Raw genomic sequence first — 23341 nt, 5'->3', positions numbered from 1 at the left:
CGTGCTGACACCGTGTACGCAAAACGGAAGGTGAGGAATGTTCGAGCATCTGGGCCGGCTGGATCGGTCGTCGCGGATCATGCAGTTCGCGGTCAAGTACTACCGCTCGGGTGTCTTCGGCGGAACGATGACGCGTGCGCAGCGCGGCGACCGTGCCAGCGCCGCGGCGTTCGTTGACGATCTCGAACGGCTTGGGCCGACCTTCATCAAGATCGGGCAGGCGCTGTCGACGCGCACCGATTCGCTGCCGCCGGTCTACATCGAGGCGCTCACGCGGATGCAGGACGATGTGCAGCCGCTGCCATTCGGCGATCTCCGCCCGGTCTTGGAGCGGGAACTCGGCGTCAGGCTCAGCAAGGGATTCGCCGACTTCGACGAAACCCCGCTGGGGTCGGCCTCGCTGGCGCAGGTGCACCGCGCCCGGCTGCACGACGGACGCGAGGTGGCGGTCAAGATCCAGCGGCCCGAAATCAAGCGCGAAGTCGTCGCCGATCTCGAGGTGCTGGCGGCCTTCGCCAGCGGTGCCGACCGTTTCACCTCGCTCGGCGCGCGCATGCACTTCGTCGACCTGGTGGCGGAACTGCGCCGCTCGCTGCTCGCCGAACTCGACTACGTGGCCGAAGCGGAAAGCCTCGAGCGTTTCGGTGAGCGGTTGCAGGTGTACCCCGAGCTGCTGGTGCCCGCGCCGATCTGGGACTACAGCTCCGCCCATGTCCTCACCATGGCGTATGTGGCCGGGCGCAAGGTCACCGAGATCAGCGGCCTGCAGCGCATGGAGCACGATTTCCGGCCACTCGCGACCGCGCTGTTGACCGGCTATCTCGACCAGGTGTTCGTCCATGGCGAGATCCATGCCGACCCGCATCCGGGCAATGTGCTGCTCACCGACGACCACCGGCTGGCGCTGCTGGACTTCGGCATGGTCGCGCACGTGCCGCCGCGCCTGCGCGAGCGGCTGCTGAAGATCGTGCTGGCCGCGGTCGACGGCAGGGGAGAGGACGTCGCGGTGGAGGCGGCGGCGATCAGCACCCGCCTGGAGCGTTTCGACGACGCCCGCTACATGCACGAGGTTGGCCAACTCGTCGCCAGGTACGCCGTGCGCTCCGAGCGCGGGGGCTTTTCGGAAGGTACGCTGCTGCTCGAACTCGCGCGGGTGGGAATGAGCTGCAACCTGCGAATGCCGGTGGAGACCACGCTGCTGGGCAAGACCCTGCTCAACCTGGAAGCCGTGGCCGATGCACTGGATCCGGACTTCGATGTCAAGGCCTCGGTCGAGCAGCACGCCTACGAAATCATGCGCCAGCGCCTGGGTTCGTCGCTGTCGCCACGGCGGCTGGGCATGGAAGCGCTCGAAGCCCAGTCCCTCCTGCGTGGAGCACCGAGGAAGGCCGCCGACATCCTGTCGCTGCTCGCCGACAACCGGCTGCGCATCCAGGTCGCGGGACTGGAAGAGTCGCACCTGATGGAGAGTCTGCAGAAGATCGCCAATCGTGTCTGTGCCGGCATCATCACCGCTGCGCTGGTGATCGGCGCCGCCATGCTCACCCAGGTGGAAACCGAGACCACGCTGTTCGGCTATCCCGCGTTCGCGCTGGTGCTGTTCCTCCTGGCCGCGGTGATGGCCGTCGCCATCGTGATTTCCGCATTGCGCAGCGACCGCAAGGCCCGGCCCTGGGAGGAGCGGGGACCGCGGGATTGAGAAGGGATCGGCAATCGCCGGCCGGCGGCGGTCGCGCTGCGGCAGGGACGATTTCGCGCGGATCGTCCTGATCGCCGGCTTGGCGTGCTCGCAGTGGCGAACCAAGAAGATGGCGAGTGACGACCGAACAGCAGGGGGCAGGCGACGAGCAGCCTTGTTCGAAGGTTCCCTGGCCGGCCTGCCGGTCTCGAGCGGCATATTGCCGCTCAGTTGGAAGGTGCCGCGCCGGGCAGGCGGAAAGCCCAGGCGTAGGCGTCGACCGTCTGCTTGCGTAGCGACGCGGGGATCTCGACCACGGTCGCGTCGCCATCGCGATGCCACGCCAGCGGTGCCTCGTCGCCGAGCAGCTTCACCTGCGCGCCGCCGGCAGGCGCAGGGCCGGGAATGCGCAGCGTCGCCGGCAACTCCGTTTCATCCGTGTCGGGAAGGTAGAACGCATAGACGGTGCCGTCCTTCAGCCGCGTGTAGCGGAACTTGCCGTCGCGGTAGGGTGCGACCGAACGGCTGGCGTAGATTGCCTCGCCGTTGACCTTCATCCAGGCGCCGATCTCCTGCAGGCGTTGCACCGCGACCGGAGGAAGCTCGCCGTTGGCGTCGGGGCCGACGTTGAGCAGGTAGTTGCCGCCCTTCGCGACCACGTCGACCAGCATCTGCACCACGCTGCGCGCGGATTTGTAGTTGTCGTTCGGCACGTACGACCACGAGTCGCCGAGGGTCATGCAGGTTTCCCACGGGTACGGCAGCGGCTCGTCGGGAATCTTCTGCTCCGGCGTGCGGTAGTTCTCGTAGCGCCCGCCCACGGCGCGGTCGACGACGATCAGGCCGGGCTGGTTCCTGCGCGCCATCGCGGCGAGTTGCGGCATGTCGATGTCCTGCGGCCACGGCACGCCGGCGTTGCCCTCCGCTACACCGTCCATGGTGTCGGTCGGGCGCACCCAGCCGCCGTCCAGCCACAGGATGTCGACCGGGCCGTACCGGGAGGTCAGTTCGTCGACCTGGGCGTGGGTGAAGTCGACGAAGCGCTTCCAGATGTCCGGGTGCTTGCGCGTGTCGTAGTTGTTGTGGCGGTTCGGCGTGGCCCACCGCGGCGACCAGTAGTCGTCGCTGTGCCAGTCGGGCTTGGAGAAATAGGCGCCGATGCCGAAGTCCTGCGCGCGGAACGCGTCGAACACTTCCTTGGTGATGTCGGCACGCGGATCGGCGTGGAAGGGCACGTCCGGCGCGGTGATGCGGTAATCGCTCTGGCGGGTGTCGAACATGTTGAAGCCGTCGTGGTGCTTGGTGGTGAATACCACGTACTTCGTGCCGGCATCCTTTGCGATGCTCGCCCACAGTTCCGGGTCGAACTTGACCGGGTTGAACGTGGCCGGCAATTGCTCGTAGCGCTCGACGTAGTCGACGTAGGCCTCGCCCTCGGGACGCTTGCACCAGTCCACGTCTTCGGAGCAGATCGACCACGACTCGACCACGCCCCACTGGCTGTACGGGCCCCAGTGCATCATGAAGCCGAACTTCCAGTCCTGCCATTGCTCCAGCTTCTGCAGCACCAGCGGATCGGTTTCCGGCACGTAGTCGCCGCTGCTTTCGGCGGCGTGCGTGACTGACAGCGGCGCCGCGCACAGCAGCGCGGCCAATACGAGTCGTAGCGGCATCATTGGGTGTTCTCGATCGGTTGGTTGTTTTCGCTGCACGCCTGGATTGGCCCTGCCGGATCCAGGATGGCCGTAGTAACGTGCGTATTGTCGCGAGCGAATGCCGCTGGCAATGGCATCATCGTCGTCCGAACCAGAACAGGGAGCCGGCAGGCAATGACGGAAACGCCAGCGGAACCGGAACGCGCCAGGGCGAGCGCGAGGTACGTCCTCGAGATCGCCGCCAATTCGCTCGCCTCGGCATTGGCCGCGCAGGCAGGCGGTGCTTCGCGGATCGAGCTGTGCGCGGCGTTGGAACTGGGCGGCCTGACCCCGTCGCCGGCGCAGATCGCACTGGTGCGCGAAAGATTGTCCATTCCGGTGCATGTGCTGGTGCGGCCGCGCGCCGGCGATTTCGCATACGCCGACGAGGAGCACGCGACCATGCTCGCCGACATCGCGCACTGCGCCGCCGCCGGTTGCGACGGCGTGGTGGTCGGTGCGTTGACCGCGGATGGCGACGTCGACGTGGCGCGTTGCCGGGACATTGTCTCCGCCGCCGGCCGGCTCGATCTCACCTTCCACCGTGCCATCGACATCTGCCGCGACCCGGCGGCGGCGCTCGAGGCGGTCATCGGCCTAGGTTTCAGGCGCGTGCTCAGCTCCGGCGGCATGGCCGGCGCGACGGAAGGCAGCGCCAACCTGCGGCGGTTGATCGAACGGGCCGCCGGCCGCATCGAGATCATGCCGGGCGCGGGCATCGACGCCGGCAACATCGCCGCGCTCATGGCCGCGACCGGCGCACGTGAATTCCATGCCTCGGCCAAGCGCGCATTGCCTTCGCGGATGCGGTTTGCGCCGACGGACGCATTGGGCATGGCGGGCGGTGAAACCCGCAGCGATGCCGCCGAGGTGCGTCGCCTGGTCGAAGCGCTGCACGACGCCGCAGCGGGGGCGTGAGCGACGCTTCCCTCGCCGCCGCTGCCGGCGCGCGTCGGGCGCTGCCGCGACCCGACGGTGCCGTAGAGCGCAGCCTGCCTCGATCGCGCGTCATCGGATGCGGGCAGCGGCGGGACCGGCTTCATTGCTACGCCGCCACCGCAACGGCACCCAGCAGCGCCATCGCTTCCGCGTGCGTCGGCAGCGCGGTGAACGCACCATGCCGGGTCACCGCCAGCGCGCCGCAGGCCGAAGCGTAGCGCACGCAGCGCTCGAGTTCCGCCGGCTGGGCGAGAAACGCATCGAGCGTGCGTGCATCGACCCCGTCGCGCTGAAGCTGCAACAGCAGGCCGCCGATGAAGGCATCGCCGGCGGCGGTGGTGTCGACCGCCTTGACCTCGATCGTCGGCAGTTCGCCGCTGCGTCCACGTGCGAACCAGCGCATCGGCGCTGCGCCGTCGGTGACCAGCACCAGGCGTGCGCTGCGCAGCAGGCGGGCAACGATGTCGTCGTCGCCGAAACGGCCTTCCTTCAGGTACTCGAGTTCCTCGCGCGCCAGCTTGATCAGGTCGGCGGCTTCGAGCGCGCTCCACAGCATCGGCAGCGCCGGCGCCGCGTCCGGCCACAGCGCCGGGCGCAGGTTCAGGTCGAGGCTGACGAGCGCGCCGGCGGCACGCGCGCGGGCCATGCCCGACAGCGTCGCCGTGGCGATGCCGGCATCGGTCAGGCTGTTGCTGCAGGCATGGAACATGCCGGCCGCGGCGAAGCAGTCGGCGTCGAAATCCGTATCGCGGAACAGCAGGTCGGCGGCGGGCGGGCGGTAGAAGCTGAAGCTGCGTTCGCCGTGCGCGTCCAGCGAGACGAAGGCCAGCGCGGTCTTCGCCGCGGCGGTGCGGCGTACGTAGCGTACGCCGACGCCGGCTTCGCGCAGGCTGTGCAGCAGGAAGTCGCCGAACATGTCCTCGCCGAGCATGCCGACGAACTCGCATCGGCCGCCCAGTTTCGCCACCGCGACCGCGGCGTTGGCCGGGGCGCCACCGGCGAACTGGCGAAACGTGCGGGCTTCGCCCTCGGCGGGCTCGCCGGCAAGGAAGTCGATCAGCGCTTCGCCGAAGCAGAGAATGGTGTTGTCGGCGGCGCTCATCGATCAGGGGCTCGTTGTGGATTGCGAGACTCAGGCGCCGGGCGCATGCGGGGTACTCTCTCGTTCGGTCAGCAGCACGGGCACGATGATCGATCGCCGCAGCAGCAACGGCGCGGCGGCGCGCTGCAAGAGAAGTTCGGCGGCCTGGCGCCCGCGCGCGCGCGGGTCGGCGCTCAACGTGGTCAGCGGCGGGACGCCGAGCGCGGCTTCGGGGATGTCGTCGAAACCGGTCACGGCGAAGTCGACGCCAGGATGGCGGCCCAGGCGGGTCAGGGCCAGCATCAGGCCCAGCGCCACCACGTCGTTGTAGCAGACCGCGGCGGTCGGCGCCGAATCGATGGCGAGCAATGCGTCGGCGCGCGCATTGGCTTCGAGCCGGGTCGGCGCGGTTTCGATCATCAAGCTCGGATCGACCGGAATGCCGGCCTCGCCCAACGCGTCCTGATAGCCCAGGCGGCGTTCGCGGCAGGAACTGGAATCGGCGTGGCCACCATAGAAGGCGATACGGCGGTGACCCAACTCCAGCAGCCTCTTGGTCGCCGCGCGCGCGCCGGCGCGATTGTCGAGGCCGAGAAAGTCGTACTCGAAACCAGGATCCGGCGTGCCGGTCAGCTTGCGGTTGAAGACCAGCAGCGGCGCATGCCGGCCGATCGCCAGTTCCACGTCGGCGACGTCGCTGTTCTCGGCCGGCGACAGGATGATCCCGGCCGGATGGTGCTCGATCAGCGAACCCAGTACCTGGCGCTGCCGCGCGGGCGACTCGTTGCTGCTGCCGAGCAGTGTGACGTAGCCCTTCGTGCCGAGCGCCTCGTCGACGCCGGCGGCGAACTCGGCGAAGAACGGGTTCGACAGGTCGTTGATGACCAGTGCCACCGTGGTGGACACGCGCTGGCGCAGGTTGGCGGCGGCGCGGTTGTAGACGTAGCCCTGACGCAGCATTTCCGCCTCGACCCGGCGGCGCGTGTCGGCATGTACCAGCGGGCTGCGGCGCAGCACCAGCGACACCGTCGCGCGCGAAACCCCGCAAGCGTGTGCGATGTCGTTCAAGGTGATCCTGCGCGATTTTTCCAAGGCGCCATCCGTCCAGTTTGGATCGATACAACTCCCGTATCGTGCGTCAAACGGGAGATCCCCGCAAGTCGTGCCGACCCGTCCGCCGCGCTTGCGCGCCGGCCGCCGATGTGGCGCATGCCAGCGGCCAAATGGGCTGTGCATGGCGAGGTGCCGGCTGCCGAAGGATAGCCGCCAAGCGGGTGGCAGTGCAGGCGCCTGCAGCGGGCCGCTACGAATCGCCCGCCTCCGGCATCGGCGCTGACAGAAGGCGCGGATCCAGCACCACATGTTTGATCCGCTGACGTTTCCACGTGTAGCTGACGTGTACCAACCCGTCACGGGTCTGGATGACCGCCGGATAGGAGAATTCGTCCTTGGGACTGTCCTCGAGCGTCAACACCCGCCGCCAATGCACGCCGTCGTCCGACAGCGCCACCGCCAGTACGCCGCGGCCGTCCCACCAGTCCTCGCCGGCCAGGGTCGGGTTATAGACCAGCAACGCGCGGCCGTCGCGCAGCATCACCGCATCGGTGCCGGAGTTGGGGTTTTCGATGTCCAGCAATGTCATCGGGCCCCAGGTGGCGCCGTCGTCATTGGAGACGACGCTGAATACCCGGTCCTGTTTGCTGCGTCCGAGCGCCTGCAGGCGGCCGTCGCGATGGCGCAGCAGGCTGGGTTGGATCGCACCGATCCGCGCCGGATCATTGAGCGCCGCGCCGCGCCGCCAGTGCAGGCCGTTGTCGTCGCTGGTTTCAATGTGCACGCGCCAGCCGTCGGCTCCGTCCTCGCTGCTGCTCGGGGCGAGGATGCGGCCGTCGGGCAGCTGCAGCGGCTTGTTCTTGATCGGGCCGAGAATGCCGTCGGGCAGGCGCCGGGGCGCCGACCAATGCATGCCGTCGTCGGAGGAGACGGTAAGCATTCCCCACCACTGCCGCGGATTCGGGCCGACCATGTAGTACAGCTGCAGCGGGCCTTGTTCGGGCTGGAACAGTACCGGATTCCACGCCGGCTGCGGCTGGCCATCGTCCTGCATGCCGTCGGCCACGCGCCGCGGCGGTTGCCAGCCTTCGGCGCCGCGGCGCGCGAGCCAGATGCCCACGTCGGCCGCACCCTCGCGCTCGCCACCGAACCAGGCGGCGAGCAGGGTGCCGTCGCGGGTTTCGACCAAGGTGGATGCGTGGCATTGCGGCGTCGGCGGCGGCGTGGCGACGAATTCTTTCAGCACCACGGGCGAGGGCACGGGCGCGGTGCCGCACGATGTCATGGCCAGGGCGGCGAGCAACGGAAGGGCGGGCAGGGCATTGGTTCGTCCGGGATGCATGCGTCTTTTGGTCTCCGATGTGGCGGGACGGCGCTGGAGCTGTCGCGGTGCGCTCACCGTGCGTCGGCAGCGCCCTTGCCGGTGTTGAACAGTTGGAACTCGCGAATGTGCACCGGATCGGAACTGGACAGGATGTTCAGGCGTACGCGCGAGGCGGTGACCGGGGCGAAACGATCGATCTTCATCCGCCCGATCGCCTGTGCCTGCGCCAGCCGCACCCACCGACCGTCCTGCCATGCCTCCACCGCGTACTTCTGCACGCGCTGGCCGGCGTTGATCCATTCCATGCTCAGGGCACTGTCGAAGGTCACCGGCTGCTTGAAGTTCAGTTCCAGGGTTGCGTGGTGCGAGCCGTCCGGCGCGCTCCAGAAGGTGTCGCGGTCGCCATCGGTCGCCGCGGCGCCGGCGCCTGCGTCTTTCAGGTTGCCCGGCACGAGATTGCTGGCCGGCCCGTACAGCGCCTGGATCGCTTCGCCCAGCTCGCGCAGCCGCTGCACGTCGGCTTCGGGGAGCAGGCCGCGGGTGTCCGGCGCGATGCCCAGCACCAGCTGTCCGCCCAGGCCCACGCTCTTCTCCCAGATCTCCACCAGCTCGTCCAGGCTCTTGAGGGTCTGGTCGCTGTCGGGATGCCAGAACCACTGCTGATGATGCAGCGGCGTATCCACCTCCACCGGCCGCCAGCGCAGGTAGCCGTGGCGATCGATCACGTTCCAGTTCTCGCCCACGATGAAGCCGTCCTCGTTGCCGACCCAGCGGATGTCGCCGTACTCGAACAGCGCCGTGTCGGCGAACACCATGGCGTTCGGCTGATAGGTGCGCAGTTCCTCGATGTACTTGTCGAAGTCGTAGACGTGGCCGGCGCTGCCGGCGCCGTCCAGCCACCATTCGGTAATCGGCCCGTAGTGCAGCGCCAGTTCCACCAGCTGCGCCGTGTAGAACTCGTCGTAGGCCTCGGCGTCGGCGTACCTGGGCTCGTGCCGGTCCCACGGCGACAGGTAGATGCCGAAGCCCATGCCTTCCTTGCGGACCGCTTCGCTGGTCATCCTGACGAGGTCGCCCTTGCCCCCCAGCCACGGACTGTTCTTGACCGAATACTCGCTCTGCGCGGTCGGCCACAGGGCGAAGCCGTCATGGTGCTTGGCGACCAGGATCAGGTACTTAGCGCCGGCCGCCTTGGCGGCGCGCGCCCATTGCCCGGGGTCGACCTGGTCGGGGTCGAACACCGACGCGCTGGCGGTGCCGTCGCCCCATTCCTGGTCCAGCCAGGTGTTGGGATTGAAGTGGACGATCACGCCGAACTCCAGCTCCTGCCAAGCCACTTGTTGCGGCGACGGCCGCACATCGGAGAAGTTCTGCGCGGCGGCCAGCGGCATGGCCAGGAGCGACAGGGCAAGCACGGCCAATCGGCCGATCAGGGAGTGGAAGGGACGGGACATCGGAAGTACCTCATGGACGATGGGGGCAGCCGTTGGCTGCGTGGATCGAAAACAGTGGGTGGCCGTTCCGAAGGAGCGTCATGCGCGCGATGCCGGCGTGGCTGGACGTACCGGGAATCGATGTCGATCCGTCGGAGTCTCCCGCGGCTTCGCGGCCATGGGCCGCTCCTACTAGGGCGGTCGTTCCGTCGATCAATCATGTCCGGGGTCGCTCCATAGCGGCTCGGGGGCACCACGGATGCTGGCGGCGTCGACGCTGTCCAGATCGAACACGACCACCTGGTTGTCGCCGCGCCGTTGCCACGGTGCCGGGAAATACAGCCCCCGTTGCGGGCCGATGTTCCAGTGGCGGCCCAGGTTGCGGCCGTTGGCCCAGGCGAAGCCCTTGCTGAACGCGTCCATGTCGAGCCAGGTGTCGGCCGGGGCGTCGATGCGCAAGCTGCCGCGGTGGAACGCCGGGCCTTCCACCTTGGCCGTGGTCCAGCCTCGCAGCGTGTCGGGCGAACGCATCGGCAGCGGGAACGCCTGCCAGCCCCGCAGTCGTTCGCCGTCCAGCAGCACCGGGTCGACCAGCCCGGCGCGGCCATCGGCCATGCGCGGGCCGTAGTTGATGCGTCCGCTGTTCTCGACCAGCACGTCGAGGGTGTGGGTTCCGGCCGGCACGTCCAGCGCCACCGACACCTGCTTCAATCGGCGCTCGACGCTGCCGGCCGGCTTGCGGTCGAGGTAGACGCGCGCGTGATCGCGCACCTCGCCCAGGTACAACTCGCCTTTGCGCGGCCCCGTCACGGTGGTGCGGTAGAGGATGTAGCCGTAGTCCTGGCCATAGGCCTCCATCGGCAACGGGGTTTCGCTGGCGACCGGTTCGGGAAGGTTGTCCCACAGCGAGGCCGATTCGTGCAGCGCCACCTGCGGCAGTGCGGCGAAGTGCACCGGCGCCGGCAGCGGCGGCGGCTGCATGCCGGTCGCGCGCGCGATGGCGTCGCGGAACAGCGCGAACTTCGGCGTCGGCCGGCCGGCCTCGTCCAGCGCCGCGTCGTAGTCGTAGCTGGTGGTCTGCGGCGCGTAGTGGTCGTCGGGATTGCCCTGGAAGTTGGCGCCGTTCATGAAACCGAAACTGGTGCCGCCGATGAACATGTACAGGTTCACGGAATGGCCCTGCCGCAGCATCCATTCCAGTTCCTCGGCTTGTTTCTTGGCATCGGTATCGGCGTGCGGCTTGCCCCAATGGTCGAACCAGCCGGCCCAGTATTCGCCGACCATGCGCGGCCGGCCCGGCTGGAACTGCTCCAGTTTCTCGAATGCGCTCCTGGCTTCGCCGGGGGAGAAGTTCACCACCGCCAGCGTGCCGGGCAGGGCGCCGTTGGCGAGCATGTCGGCGCCATCGGAGGTGAACAGCAGGGTCTCGTCGAAGCCGGCCTGCACGAACAGTTCGTGGTTGGCCTGCATATAGGCCTGGTCGTCGTCGTAGGAGCCGTACTCGTTCTCGACCTGTACTGCGACGATCGGGCCGCCGTTGCCGTTGAGCAGCGGGCGCACCTGGTCGGCGACGGCCTTCAGGTAGGCACCGCTGGCGGCGAGGAAGCGCGGATCGCGGCTGCGTACGCGCATGCCGGGCTCGGCGAACAGCCAGGCCGGATAGCCGCCGGCTTCCCATTCGGCGCAGACGTAGGGGCCGGGGCGCAGGATCACGTTCAGGCCCTGCGCGGCGGCCTCGCGCACGAAGGCGGCGACGTCGTTGTCGCCGCGGAAGTCGAACTCGCCGCGCCGCGGCTCCACCCGGTTCCAGAAGACGTAGGTCTCCACCGTGTTCAGGCCGAGCGCCCGCGCCTTCTGCAGGCGGTTCTTCCAGTACTCGCGCGGAATGCGCTGGAAATGGATCGCGCCTGAAATGATCTGGTAGGGCTCGCCGTCGCGGGTGAAGTGACTGCCATGGGTGGAGAACGCCGGCCAAGCGTCGGCAGCGATTCCTGTGACTGGTGTTGTCAACGCGAGTGCAATGACGAGTGATGTGAGGATGTTGCGTAACATGGACGTCTCTTTAGGGCCTTTTGCAAAGGGGGCGGGGAGGAGAGGTGGGAGGTGGAACGCTTTTGCTTTTGCCCCCTTTTGCAAAGGGGGCGACGGGGGATTTGCTCTTGCTGTTGCTTCTGAAGAGCAAAAGCAAATCCCCCTCAATCCCCCTTTGCAAAGGGGGAAGCAAAGCACTAAGCCTTATCCGCTCACGACTCACCTCCTGGCACTCAAACGAATGACGGCGGCAGGTCCTCCGGACTGCTGCCGAAATCCCGGTTGGGCTCCGGCCCCATCTCGAATTCCAACGTGCCACCGGCCGCCAGGTCGGCGTGGCGCAGCCAACTGCGCTCATACGGCTCGCCGTTCCAGCGCACGCGTTGCACGTAGACGTTCTGCGCGTCGTTGCGGCGGGCGACGATGCGCAGGACGCGGCCGCCGCCGACATCCAGTTCCGCACGGCGGAACAGGGGACTGCCGAGCACATAGTTGCCACTGACCGGATCGACCGGGTAGAAGCCCAGTGCGCTCAACACGAACCAGGCGCTCATCTGTCCGCAGTCCTCGTTGCCCGCCAGCCCGTCGCGCGCGTCGCGGTACTGCTCGCGCAGCAGCCGGCGCACCATGGCCTGCGTCTTCCACGGTTGCCCGGCGTAGGCGTAGAGGTAGGCGACATGGTGGCTGGGCTCGTTGCCGTGCGCGTACTGGCCGACCATGCCGTCGATGTCCGGCGGGGCGCCGGCCGGCAGCTCGGAGCTCGTGCTGAACAGTTCGTCGAGCTTGCGCACGAAGCCGTCGCGGCCGCCGAACAGTTCCATGTAACCGTACAGGTCGTGCTGGTTGAGGAAGGTGGCCTGCCAGGCGTTGGATTCGGTGAAGTCGTGCCAGCGCTCCGTGTGGCCGAGCGCGCGCGGGTCGAACGGCGTGGCCCAGCTGCCGTCCTCCAGCCGCGGCTGGATGAAGCCGCTGTCCTGGTTGAACAGGTTGCGATAGTTGCGCGAGCGGTCCAGCAGAGCGCGGTGGTCGTCCTCGGCGCCGGCCGCCCGCGCCAGGTGCGCGCAGGCCCAGTCGTCATAGGCGTATTCCAGGGTGCGGCTGGCCGCTTCGTCGACCTGGTCGCTGGGGATGTAGCCGAGCCGGCGGTAGTACGGCAGACCGTGGAAGTCGTCGTCCATCGCGCGCTTGCGGTACAGCGGCCAGGCAGCGGCGTAGTCGATGCCGCCGAAGCCCTTGGCGTGCGCTTCGGCCAGGACCACCGCCGAGTGGTAGCCGATCATGGTGCCGGTCTCCACGCCCTGCAGCGGCCAGATGCCGACGCCGTCCGGGCATTCCGCCGCACCGCGCACCAGGCCCTGCATCAGGTCGGGAACGCGCTCCGGCTGTACCAGGGTCAGCAGCGGGTGCAGCGCGCGGTAGGTGTCCCACAGCGAGTAGGTACTGTAGTTGCGGGCACCTTCCGGCAGCGTGTGCACCTGCAGGTCCATGCCGCGGTAGCGGCTATCCACGTCGCTGAACAGCGTCGGCGCCAGCAGCGCGTGGTACAGGCCGGTGTAGAAGATGCGCCGCTGAGAGTCGTCGTCGGTATCGCTGTCGCCGGTCTCGATGCGCACCCGCGCCAGCGCCTGCTCCCAGGCGGCGGTCGCCTCGGCGTGCACGCGGGCGAAGTCGAAGTCCGGCAACTCGGCGTCGAGGTTCGCCAACGCGTTCTCGGCGCTGACCGCGGAGATGCCGACCTTGACCAGCAGCGGCGCGGCGTCGGCATCCGGGAAGTGCAGGGCCGCCTTCAGCCGGGTGCCGTCGACCTGGCGCGCATCTTCGGCCAGCGGCCGATCGTCGCTATACAGCTGCGCCCGTGTAAATGGACGCGACAGCCGCATCGCGAAGAAGAGGTAGCGGCCCTTCGCCCATTGGTGGACGCGACGGCCGCCGGTGACGGTGCGTTCGTCGGCGATACGCAACTGCGCGCCGCTGACCCGTGTCGGGGTGGACGGGTTGTCCTGGAAGCCGTGGCACAGGTCCAGCAGCAGGTGGCCGGGCCGGCCCTTGGGGAAGTGATAGCGGTGCAGGCCGGCGCGCGCGGTGGTGGTCAGTTCGGCGTGGATGCCGGTGTCCTTCAACAGCACCCGGTAATAGCCCGGCGAGGCGGCCTCGTCGGCGTGGTCGTAGCGTGAGCGGTAGCCGGTCTCCGGGGCGTCCGGCGGGCCGGGCTGCAGCCTGACCTCACCGGTCCGCGGCACGACCAGGAAGTCGAGCATGTCGCCGATGCCGGTGCCGGACAGGTGGGTATGCGAGAAGCCCATGATCGAGCCGTCGGACGCGTGGTAGCCGCTGCATGCGTCCCAGGCCGCGTTGTAGGTGTCCGGGCTGAGTTGCACCATGCCGAACGGCAGCGTGGCGCCGGGAAAGGTGTGGCCGTGGCCGCCGGTGCCGATGAACACGTCGACGTGGTGGGTCAGATCGGCGCGCACGCGGCTGTCAGCAGGCAGCGCGAAGTTGCCGGCACGCGCGTGCGCCGACCTGGCCCCTCCGCTCGCGCCGAACAGCGCCAGGGCGATGGCGCCTTGCAGGAATCCACGTCGTGTCGGCATGTGTAGGTCCTCGTGTCGCGTCGGATCTTGTAGGAGGGGCTTCAGCCCCGACTGGCCTTCGAAGCCCCTAGGCTGAAGCCCCTCCTGCAGGTGTCGCGTCAGCCGCGTAGCAGGTGCGGCTTGCGCTGCGCCAGGTCGGCGATCAGTTCGCCGAACTGGGTGTTTGCCCAGGCGAACCAGTCGCGGGTGAACTTCGCCGGGTCGTCCTGATCGAAGGCCTCGTGCATGAAGCCGGTATCGGCATGGGTGGTCTTGAGCCAGTGCAGGCATTGGCGAATCTGCGCGTCGTCGTCGCTGGCCAGTGCGTACTGGATGATCGCCATCGGCCAGATCGTGCGCAGGCCGGTGTGCGGGCTGCCGACGCCCTCGGCGGCGCGGCCGCGGTAGAAGTAGGGATTGCGCTCGCTCCAGGCCAACCGACGGGTGCGCCGGAATATCGGGTCGTCGTGCTCGCAGCAGCCCAGGTAGGCCAGGCTCAACAAGCCGGGGGCGTTGGCGTCGTCGATGAACAATTGATTGCCGTATCCGTCCACTTCGTAGGCCCAGAACGGCTGGCCGTCGGCGTCGCGCATCTGGCCGTGCCGGTGTGTCGCCTTTTCCACCTCGTCGGCGAGCGCGCTGCAGTCGGCGGCGAACACCGTGTCGTGGTGGATCGTCTCGCTCATCGTCGCCAGCCGGCGCAGCGAGGCCACGGCGAACAGGTTGGCTGGCACGAACAGCGGGTACATGCAGGCGTCGTCGGACGGCCGGAACATCGAGTGGATCATGCCGTTGGGCCGGGTCGGCCGGCCGTAGCCTTGCAGCACCAGGGTCTCGGTGGCGAGCGGCGAGGGCCGCTGGAACGTGTACGGGCCGCGGTCGTGCAGGCGCTGCTGTTCGCGAAAGGTGCGCAGCACGAGGCGCATCGCCTCGCGCCAGTCGTCATCGAACGGCGCGGTATCACCGGTGGCGCGCCAGTATCCGTGCGCCAATCGGATGGGATAGCACAGCGAATCGATTTCCCATTTGCGTTCTCCGACGCCGGGCTTCATCTCGGTGATGTCGTTGACCGACCACTCCAGGAGCTGGGTCACGCCGTCGGGCAGGAAGGCGTTGGCGTAGGGATCGAGCCGGATGCACAGCGACTGGCGACGGATCAGGCCGTGCAGCATCCGCCGCAGCGCCGCGTCCCGCTTCGCCAGCGGGAGGTAGGGATGCACCTGCGCGGAAGAGTCGCGCAGCCACATCGCGTCGATGTCGCCGGTGACGATGAAGGTGTCCGGCTTGCCGTCGCGGGTGCCGGTCTGCACGGTGGTGTCCAGCGTGTTCGGGTAGCAGTTCTCGAACAGCCAAGCCAGTTCTGGATCGCCGATCCGCGCCTTGATCTGCGCCAGCTGGCGTTCCACCGCGGCGCTGACGAAGCGGCGTTCGTTTTTCGGCGGCCGCTTGCTGGCGAAGGTGCTGCCCTTGGCCGGCGCGGCGGCCAAGGCGGGCAGCGCGCCCGTGAGCAGGCCGGCGCCGGCGCCGGTGCCGAGGAGCTGGAGGATGTCGCGGCGGGTGGGCATGTCGGAAGATCTCCTGGTCTTTGTTGCTGCGCGCTTGCTCTTGTAGAGCCGAGCTTGCCCGGCTGCTTTTGCCGGGAAAGCCTCAGCCGAGCAGCTCGGCCCTACAAGAAGCGCGCCTTCACTTGGGCAGCGGCATCCGTCCCTGGATCGAGAACGCCGCCTCGCCGCCCGGCGCGCCGGTGCCGGGTTGGCCGCCACCGACGAATACACGATAGTCGCCGGCCTCGACCGCGCGCTGGCCGGCGCGGTCGACGTCGCTGAGCGCGCGCGCATCCAGTTCGAATTCCACCTCGCGCGATTCGCCGGGTTGCAGCGTCAGCCGCTGGAATCCGGCCAGGCTACGGATCGGCGACTCCGGCCGCTGCGGAGGCTCCAGATAGACTTGCACCACCTCATCGCCGCTGCGTTCGCCGCTGTTCCGCACCCGCACGCTCACGCGCAGCGGCTCGCCGGCCTCCAGCGTCTGCGCCGACAGCTGCGGCGTGTCGTAGGTGAAGGTGGTGTAGCCCAGGCCATGGCCGAATGCGTACAGCGGCGTGCCGGTGAAGTAGCGGTAGGTGCGGCCCTTCATGTCATAGCTGACGTAGGGCGGCAGATCCCTGGTCGAACGATAGAAGGTCACCGGCAGGCGGCCGCCGGGGCTGAAATCGCCGGCCAGCGCCTGCGCGATGGCGGTGCCGCCGGACTGGCCGGGGTACCACGCGGCGAGGATCGCATCGGCGTGTTGCTGCGCCCAGTTCAGCGCCACCGCGCTGCCGCTCATCAGCACCACGATCAGCGGCTTGCCGCCGGCCTTGGCGCGTTCGAGCAGCGCCTGTTGGGTCGGCGGAAGACCGATCGCGTTGCGGTCGCCACCGTCGAAACCGAGCACGTCGACCTTCAACGCCTCGCCCTCCACGTCCGGCGACAGCCCGACGAAAGCCACCACCGCATCGGCCTGCGCCACCGCGTGCTCGGCCTCGGCCAATTGCGCGTCCGCCGGCGCCAGCCATTCCAGGCGCAGTCCCTGGTCCTCGCCGCGGTGCTCGATCTCCAGGCGGATGCGCCGCGGCCGCGCGTCCTCGAAATGCAGCTGCGTTTCGACGTTGCGGCCGTCCGGATTCGCCACGCCGGCGGCGACGCGTTCGTCCTCGGCGTTGCCGGCGATCACCAGTTCGTCGTCCACGTACAGCCGCACCGGGTCGTGGCCGGTGCAGTCGAAGCAGCGCGCCACGCGCACCGCCAAGGTGTACTCCCCAGGGCCGGGTGGCAGCAGCTCGCCGGTCCATCGCACCGAGTAGCGATCCTTGTCCACGCCGGGAGCCGGCGCCACCCGGTCCCAGTTGAAGCTGACCACGCGATCCTGGCGCACGACGCGAGGGGCGCCGGCCAGGTCCGGATTATCGAAGTATTCGCCCTTCAGGCCGGGTTGTCCGTCGTGACGCAGCGCGGTTTCCGGGATCATCACCGGCACCTCGGCGGCCAGCGGCGCGCCCTGCATGTAGTGCACGCGTCCGGCGCCGAAGCGCTGCCGCAGGCCCAGCAAAGGCGTCACCGGATCGACCGAGGTGCCCTGGTAGTTGGCCTCCAGCGCGGCGAGGGCGTCGGCGTTCGGGCCGATCACCGCCAGCCGCGTGTCCGGTTTCAGCGGCAACATCGCGTCCTGGTTCTTCAGCAGCACCAGCGACTGCCGTGCCGCCGCGAGCGCCAGCTCGCGGCTGGCCGATGTGCCGATGTCGTCCGCGCCCAATCGCGCATACGGATCCCGGCGTGGCGGCTCCAGTTCGCCCAGGCGATAGCGCGCGGCGAACAGGCGCACCAGCGACCGGTCCAGCCGCGCTTCGTCGGTCTCGCCGCGGTCCAGCGCCTGGCCCAGTGCGCGATAGGTGTTGCCGCAATTGAGGTCGTGCCCGGCATTCATCGCGGCGGCGGCCGCGCCGGCCTCGTCGGGACGGAAGTAATGGAAGTGGAGCATGTCGTAGAGCGCATCACAGTCGGATACCACGAAGCCCTCGAAGCCCCAGTCGTCGCGCAGGCGGCCGTCGAGCAGCCAGTCGGCGGCGCAGGCCGGCGTGCCGCGCAGCGCGTTGTAGGCGCACATCACCGCGCCGGCGCCGCCCTCGACCAGCGCGGCGCGGAACGCGGGCAGGTAGGTGGCCTCTAGGTCGCGCGGGGAGACGGCAACGGAGAAGCCATGGCGACCGGGCTCCGGGCCGCTGTGCACGGCCAGGTGCTTGGGCGTGGCGATCGTGCGCGGGTGCCGCGGGTCGTCGCCCTGCAGGCCGCGGATGAAGCCGACCGCCAGCTGCCCGGTGAGGTAGGGATCCTCGCCGTAGGTCTCCATGCCGCGGCCCCAGCGCGGGTCGCGAAAGATGTTGATGTTCGGCGACCAGATGGTCAGTCCTTCGTAGCGCTTGTGGTCGCTGCCCGGGCCTCCGGCCATGTTGAACTTGGCGCGCGCCTCGGTGGAGGTCACGGTGCCGACCTGTTCGAGCAGATCGCCGTTCCAGGTCGCCGCCAGCCCGATCGCCTGCGGGAACACCGTGGCATGGCCGCTGCGGGCGATGCCGTGCAGGCCCTCGTTCCACCACTCGTAGGCCGGCACGCCCAGGCGCGGGATCGCCGGAGCGGCGTTCATCGTCTGTGCGATCTTCTCCTCGCGCGTCATCTTCGCCACCAGCGCGGCGGCGCGATCCTCGGCGTCGTCGGCGTGGGCAGGAGCGGCGGCCAACAGCGCCGTTCCGAGAAGGGCAAGCAGGGCAGGGAGCGTCACAGGCGCGAGGATGCGGGAACGGCGCCCTTGCACGTCCACGGGCGCCACGGCACCGGGCGTCCGTCCCGACAGGTACGAGGGGTGAATCGCCATCAACGCGCCTCCTCGGGCTCGGCCGGTGCGCCGGCCAGCGTGCCGGCCAGCTCGCGCACCTGCAGCGCCGCGCGCAATCGTTCCAGCGTGGCCGGGCCGTGCACGCGTACGGCCAGCGGTTCGCCCGGCAGCAGGTCGAAGGCATTGTCCGAGACACGCACGTCGAGATCGCCGAACGACAGCCAGACAGCGCGCGCCAGCGCGTCGCTGGACAGGGTCAGCACGAAACCGTCGCCGTCGGCTCGCCATTCGCTGTGGACCTGCGTCGCTGGCAGCGCCAGGCGCTTGGCGGCGTCGAAGAACACCAGCTGGCGCGACAGGACGTGCTCGCCGTCGAGCAGCTCGAACACCGCGAAGCTCCGCTTCGGATCGGCATCGCCGAGCAACTGCGCATCGCTGAATCGGCCGATGCGGGTGCTGCTCAGCGGCGGCAGTGTGACCGCCTTCTCGCGGCGGCCCAGTTCCTTTCCATCGAAATCCAGCACCCGCAGCCGCCAGTGCGCGGCCAGCGGTTCGGTGCGGTCGGACACCAGCGACAGCGTCGTCGTCCCATCCTTGCGCAGCGCGGCGGCCAACTCAGGTGCGTAGAAGCGGCGGGCGTGGTAGTTCAGCGCCTTCCAGCGTCCGTAGTAGTCCACGCCGGACCACGATGCGCCCGGCCACACGTCGTTGTGTTGCCAGTACAGCGAACCCATGGCCTGCGGACGCGACGCGCGCAGGTGCGAAGCGGCCAGGCCGATGCCCTCGGCCTGCATAAGCTGGCTGAGGTAGACGAAGCTTTCGAAATCCTTCGGTTCGCCGAACTTGTGGCGGATATAGAGGAGCAGTCGCTGGTTGCCGTTGCCCTTGTCGAACTTCTGGTGCGCGCGCATCACCGGCGACTCGGGATCCATGTCCTGCGGACCGGCGAAGGCGCGGATGGTGCGCATGTCCGGGAAGGACTGCAGGCCGTACTCGGACAGGAAGCGGGTGTCGACATCCAGGTAGGCCTCGACCGGCTTGGAGCCGCCCCAGACCTGCCAGTAGTGCATGTCGCCGTCGTCGCTCTGGTCCGCGTCGCCATCGAAATCGGTGCCGGGCGACGTCGCCCAGTACGGCACGTCAGGATCGTGCCGGGCAACCACTTCGCGGAACACGCTGCCGAACAGCGTGGTCATGCCGCGCTCGATGCGGCTGCGTTCCTCGGGGTCGATCGACTGCTTGAACTCGACCCGGTCGCCCCAGTGTTCCCAACCGGTCTGCACCTCGTTGTTGCCGCACCACATCACGATGCTGGGATGGTCGCGCAGCCGCTTGACCTGCTCGATCGCCTCCTGTCGGGTGTTCTCACGGAAATCCACGTCGTACGGCGGGATCGCGCCGCCGAACATGAAGTCCTGCCAGATCATGACGCCCAGTTCGTCGGCAAGCTCGTAGAAGCGGTCGTCCTGGTAGTGGCCGCCGCCCCACATGCGCAGCATGTTCATGTTGGCATCGCGCGCGTCGAGCAGCGTGCGGCGCAGGCGCGCCTCGTCGACGCGATGGGGAAAGCTGTCCAGCGGGATCAGGTTGGCGCCCTTGGCGAAGATCGGGATGCCGTTGACCACGAATTCCATGCCCTTGCCCCAGCGGTCGTTCTCGCGCCGCAACTCGACGGTGCGCAAGCCGGTGGTGCGCTGGACCGTGTGCACGTCGCCGTCGGCGTCGCGCAGTGTCGCGGCGAACGTGTAGCGGTCCTGGGCGCCATAGCCAAACGGGAACCAGCGCCTGGGATCGGCGATGCGCAGCGGCAGGTCGATGCGGTTGCTGCCGGGGTCGACCACTGCATCTCGCTCGATCCGCACCACCATGGCACCGTCCGGGTCGCGCACTTCCAGCACGACCTGCACCGGTCCACTGGCGCCGGCCTCCAGTTCGATCTGCGCCTCGAGCTGCGCCGCCCGTACGTCCACCCGCTGCTGGGCGACGTGCAGGCCTTCCACGCGCACCGCGTCCCAGGCTTCCAGGCGCACGTGCTTCCAGATGCCGGCGGTGACGATGCGCGGGCCCCAGTCCCAGCCGAAATGGTAGGGTGCCTTGCGGACATAGGTGGTCACGAGCCGTCCGTCCGGCTCGTCGCCGAAGGCCGAGTCGTAGCCGCCGGGCAGCGCGTACGGCTGTTGCGCCAGCCATGGCTGGAGCTTCTTGATCGGCGAGCGGAAGGTCACCTCGAGCACGTTCTCGCCGCGCCTGAGCAGCGGCTTGGCATCCACCCGCCAGCGCCGGAACATGTTGTCCGCGTCCAGCAACGGCTTGCCGTTGAGGCGGACCTCGGCAAACGTGTCCAGCCCTTCGAACACCAGTTCGATGTGCCCGTGTGCCAACGTCGCCGCATCGACCTTGAAACGGCTGCGATACTGCCAGTCGCTCAGGCCCACCCATTGGATGGCGCCTTCGTTGTCGCCCACGAATGGATCGGGCACCAGCCCGGCAGCCATCAGGTCGGTCTGTACCGTGCCTGGCACCTGCGCCGGCAGCCACGCCGCCGCTTCCGGATGTTGTTCTGCCTGCGCCTGTCCCGGCACCAGCCGAATCTGCCAACCTTTGTCGAGATTCTGCGAGGTTGGCGGCGCGGCCCAAGCCGGGATTGCCAAGGCCAGGCACAGCAGCGCGATCAGGTGCGGGATACGGCAGGAACGAAAACGATGGAGTGGCGGGAACATGCGGGCTCCTAATGTGGATCAGCGCCGGGCCGGTGGCGACTGCGCGGTGGCCTCGATCAGGCGGACCTTGCCGATCGCGTACAGCGGACCTTCGATAGGGGCGGTGAAGCGCAGGCACAGGTCGTGCACGCCTTCTTGCGGCGGCAGCGAGGCTTCCAGGGTGAACTGTTCGCCCAGGTTGGTGCCGTCCGGCAGCGCCACCTTGGCCAGGAGCTCGCCCTCGCAACCGCGCAGCACTTCAAGCTCGCCATGAGCCCGCTCGCCCCGTGGCGTGCTCGAAGGATACTGATGCACCTTGGACTGGTCGTGCGCCAGTCCGTAGTTGCGCGCCAGTCGCGCGGCGTCGATGCGGATTCCCGCGATGCCGTCCAGCCGCGCCTGTGGGTAGGTCCAGCAAGCGTAGAACAGGTCGACGTTGTAGACCGGCGTGTCGATGCCCGGCATGTCCGGCAGCAGCGGCACGCGCAGGCCCAGCGGGCCGCCGTCGTGGCAGTTGCGCAGGCCCTGGGTCTCGACGGTAAGCAGCGCCTCGCGGTCGAAGTGGCGGCTGCGCGCAGCCGCCAGCGGCAGTCCATCCTCGGTGAACACCGCGGCCTTGACCGTGACCGGCAGCGTCACCGCGAACGGCGCGCCGTAGCGCGAGGATTCCAGCGTCGGCTCGCTGCCGTCGATGGTGTAGCGGATCTGGCCGACGCCGGTCTGGTTGCCGAGTGCGATCCTGGCCGGGCCGCCGCTCAATACGGTGTTGGGGCCGCCGTCGATCGCGATGTCGGCGGCGAAGGCGCCGTCGCTGTAGCCGATCCCCAGCGCACGATAGCGCTGCAGCTGTACCGGCAGGCGTGCGAGGAAGCCGTCCCAGTCGCGTGCAGCCATCGGCGACCAGGCCACTTCGGCCACCGCGGCCAGGCGCGGGAACATGGCGTGGTCGATGTGGCGGCGCGAGGGAATGTATTCGCTCCACAACGCGCCCTGCGCACCCAGCACGTGCCGGGCCTGGTCGGCGGTCAGCTCCGCCGGCACCGGATCCAGCTCGTAGACCCGCGACAGCGGCAGCACCGCCAGGCGGCCATTGGGCTCATCGCTGCGCTCGGTCTGCAGATTGTCCAGATACATCCAGCCGGCCGGGGCCAGCACCACGTCGTGGCCGAGCCTGGCGGCGGCCACGGCGCCGTCGACGCCGCGCCAGGACATCACCGAGGCGCTGTCCGGCAGGCCGCCCTCCAGGATCTCGTCCCAGCCGATCAGGCGCCGGCCCTCGCCGGTCAGATACTTCGCCAACTGTTCGTTGAACCAGCCCTGCATCGCATGCGCGTCCTTCACGCCGAGCCGTCGCATCTGCGCGCGGACCGCCGGCGACGCTTCCCACTGGTCCTTGACCGCTTCGTCGCCGCCGATGTGGATGAAAGGGGAGGGGAACAGTTCCAGCACCTCGTCGAGCACGCCCCGGATGAACGCCAGGCTGCGTTCGTCGGTGTCGAACAGGTAGGGATTGACGCCCCAGTCCACCGCCACCGGCGGGCGTTCGCCGGTCACGCCGACTTCTTCCGGATAGGCCGCCACGGCCGCCTGCGCGTGGCCGGGCATGTCGATCTCGGGCAGGATGGTGATGTGCCGCGCGGCAGCGTAGGCGACCAGTTCGCGGATCTGTTCCTGCGTGTAATAGCCGCCGTAGCGCTGCGGCGTGCCGTGGCGGCCCGCGCCCGGCGGCGTGCGCCAGGCGCCGATCTCGGTGAGCTTCGGGTAGCGCTTGATCTCGATGCGCCAGCCCTGGTCGTCGGTCAGGTGCAGGTGCAGCACGTTGAGCTTGTGCCGGGCCATCGCGTCGATCACGTGCTTGACCGTGTCGACGTCGTGGAAGTGGCGGGCCACGTCCAGCAGCTGGCCTCGCCAGCCGAAGCGCGGCCAGTCGCGGATCGTCACCGCCGGTATCTCGGCCGCGCCGCGGCCAGTGTCGGCGCTCGCCAGTTGCCATGCGCTGATCGCGCCGTAGAACAGGCCCGCGGCATCGCGTGCGCGGATCCGCAGCCCCTGCGCATCCGCGTCCAGCGCATAGCCCTCGGCCTGGGCCACGGGTGACTGGGGGTCCAACTGCAAGCGGATGCTTCCTGGCGACGGTGCGGATTCCTCGCGCACGGCCAGCGACAAGCCAGGGGTATCGCGCAGCAGCCGGACCAGATGGTCGGCGGCGTCGCGCGCCGGCGCATCGTTCTGCGCAACCGAAACGACGGTCTCGGCGGTGATCCGGAAGCGGCCGTCGCCGCGCTCGGCCTGTACCGGCGCGGGAATCAACGGCAGCACGTCGACGCGCTCGGCGGCCGAGGGGGTTGTGCGCTCGGCGCAGCCGGGCAGCACCATGCCGGCGGCCAGCAGCAGGGCGAATGCGCGTGCCCGCGTGCCGGCGCGTGCCGAACGGGCGGGTGTCGTGATCATTCGGTCGCCTTTCTCAT

General features: G+C 68.8%; 13 protein-coding genes. 2 read left to right on the top strand and 11 right to left on the bottom strand.

The window, feature by feature from the left end; translation table 11 throughout:
• The first annotated feature begins 37 nt into the window (after positions 1-37).
• Positions 38-1699 (top strand): ABC1 kinase family protein, encoded by a 1662-nt coding sequence (locus tag FXO19_RS02660; protein ID WP_149193498.1) that lies wholly within the window; start codon positions 38-40, stop codon positions 1697-1699.
• A 206-nt stretch (positions 1700-1905) separates the two neighbouring features.
• Here FXO19_RS02660 and FXO19_RS02655 read toward each other — a convergent pair whose 3' ends face one another.
• A complete protein-coding gene (locus FXO19_RS02655; RefSeq protein ID WP_255516260.1) occupies positions 1906-3351 on the bottom strand; it encodes an alpha-L-fucosidase in 1446 nt (481 codons plus the stop codon).
• A 156-nt stretch (positions 3352-3507) separates the two neighbouring features.
• Between FXO19_RS02655 and FXO19_RS02650 the strand changes: the two genes are divergently transcribed.
• On the top strand, positions 3508-4290 hold the full coding sequence (locus tag FXO19_RS02650; RefSeq protein WP_149193496.1) for a copper homeostasis protein CutC: 783 nt from the start codon (positions 3508-3510) through the stop codon (positions 4288-4290).
• Positions 4291-4417: 127 nt separating this feature from the next.
• Here the strand turns inward: FXO19_RS02650 and FXO19_RS02645 are convergent, their stop codons facing one another.
• The 10 genes from FXO19_RS02645 to FXO19_RS02600 form a co-directional block, all read right to left on the bottom strand.
• Positions 4418-5413, bottom strand: coding sequence for a carbohydrate kinase family protein (locus FXO19_RS02645; RefSeq protein WP_149193495.1), 996 nt, complete (start codon positions 5411-5413; stop codon positions 4418-4420).
• A 30-nt stretch (positions 5414-5443) separates the two neighbouring features.
• Positions 5444-6511 (bottom strand): LacI family DNA-binding transcriptional regulator, encoded by a 1068-nt coding sequence (locus FXO19_RS02640; protein WP_425481436.1) that lies wholly within the window; start codon positions 6509-6511, stop codon positions 5444-5446.
• A 184-nt stretch (positions 6512-6695) separates the two neighbouring features.
• On the bottom strand, positions 6696-7787 hold the full coding sequence (locus tag FXO19_RS02635) for a sialidase family protein (protein WP_149193493.1): 1092 nt from the start codon (positions 7785-7787) through the stop codon (positions 6696-6698).
• A gap of 53 nt (positions 7788-7840) precedes the next feature.
• A complete protein-coding gene (locus FXO19_RS02630) occupies positions 7841-9223 on the bottom strand; it encodes an alpha-L-fucosidase (protein WP_149193492.1) in 1383 nt (460 codons plus the stop codon).
• Between the two features lie 192 nt (positions 9224-9415).
• On the bottom strand, positions 9416-11254 hold the full coding sequence (locus FXO19_RS02625; RefSeq protein ID WP_149193491.1) for a glycoside hydrolase family 35 protein: 1839 nt from the start codon (positions 11252-11254) through the stop codon (positions 9416-9418).
• A gap of 212 nt (positions 11255-11466) precedes the next feature.
• Positions 11467-13824 (bottom strand): GH92 family glycosyl hydrolase, encoded by a 2358-nt coding sequence (locus FXO19_RS02620; protein ID WP_149193490.1) that lies wholly within the window; start codon positions 13822-13824, stop codon positions 11467-11469.
• Between the two features lie 98 nt (positions 13825-13922).
• On the bottom strand, positions 13923-15368 hold the full coding sequence (locus FXO19_RS02615) for a glycoside hydrolase family 125 protein (RefSeq protein ID WP_149193489.1): 1446 nt from the start codon (positions 15366-15368) through the stop codon (positions 13923-13925).
• 118 nt (positions 15369-15486) lie between these two features.
• On the bottom strand, positions 15487-18213 hold the full coding sequence (locus FXO19_RS02610) for a glycoside hydrolase family 3 C-terminal domain-containing protein (RefSeq protein WP_149193488.1): 2727 nt from the start codon (positions 18211-18213) through the stop codon (positions 15487-15489).
• Positions 18213-20894, bottom strand: a complete 2682-nt coding sequence (locus FXO19_RS02605; RefSeq protein ID WP_149193487.1) for a beta-mannosidase — start codon at positions 20892-20894, stop codon at positions 18213-18215. Before FXO19_RS02605 ends, FXO19_RS02610 begins: the two co-directional genes overlap by 1 nt.
• 18 nt (positions 20895-20912) lie before the next feature.
• The gene (locus FXO19_RS02600) at positions 20913-23324 is read right to left on the bottom strand and encodes a beta-N-acetylhexosaminidase (RefSeq protein WP_149193486.1); all 2412 of its coding nucleotides are present in this window, start codon (positions 23322-23324) and stop codon (positions 20913-20915) included.
• Positions 23325-23341: the final 17 nt, after the last annotated feature.

It is taken from the genome of Luteimonas suaedae, assembly GCF_008312895.1.
Taxonomy (GTDB): domain Bacteria; phylum Pseudomonadota; class Gammaproteobacteria; order Xanthomonadales; family Xanthomonadaceae; genus Luteimonas; species Luteimonas suaedae.
This window is presented reverse-complemented; position numbering and strand designations above follow the sequence as displayed.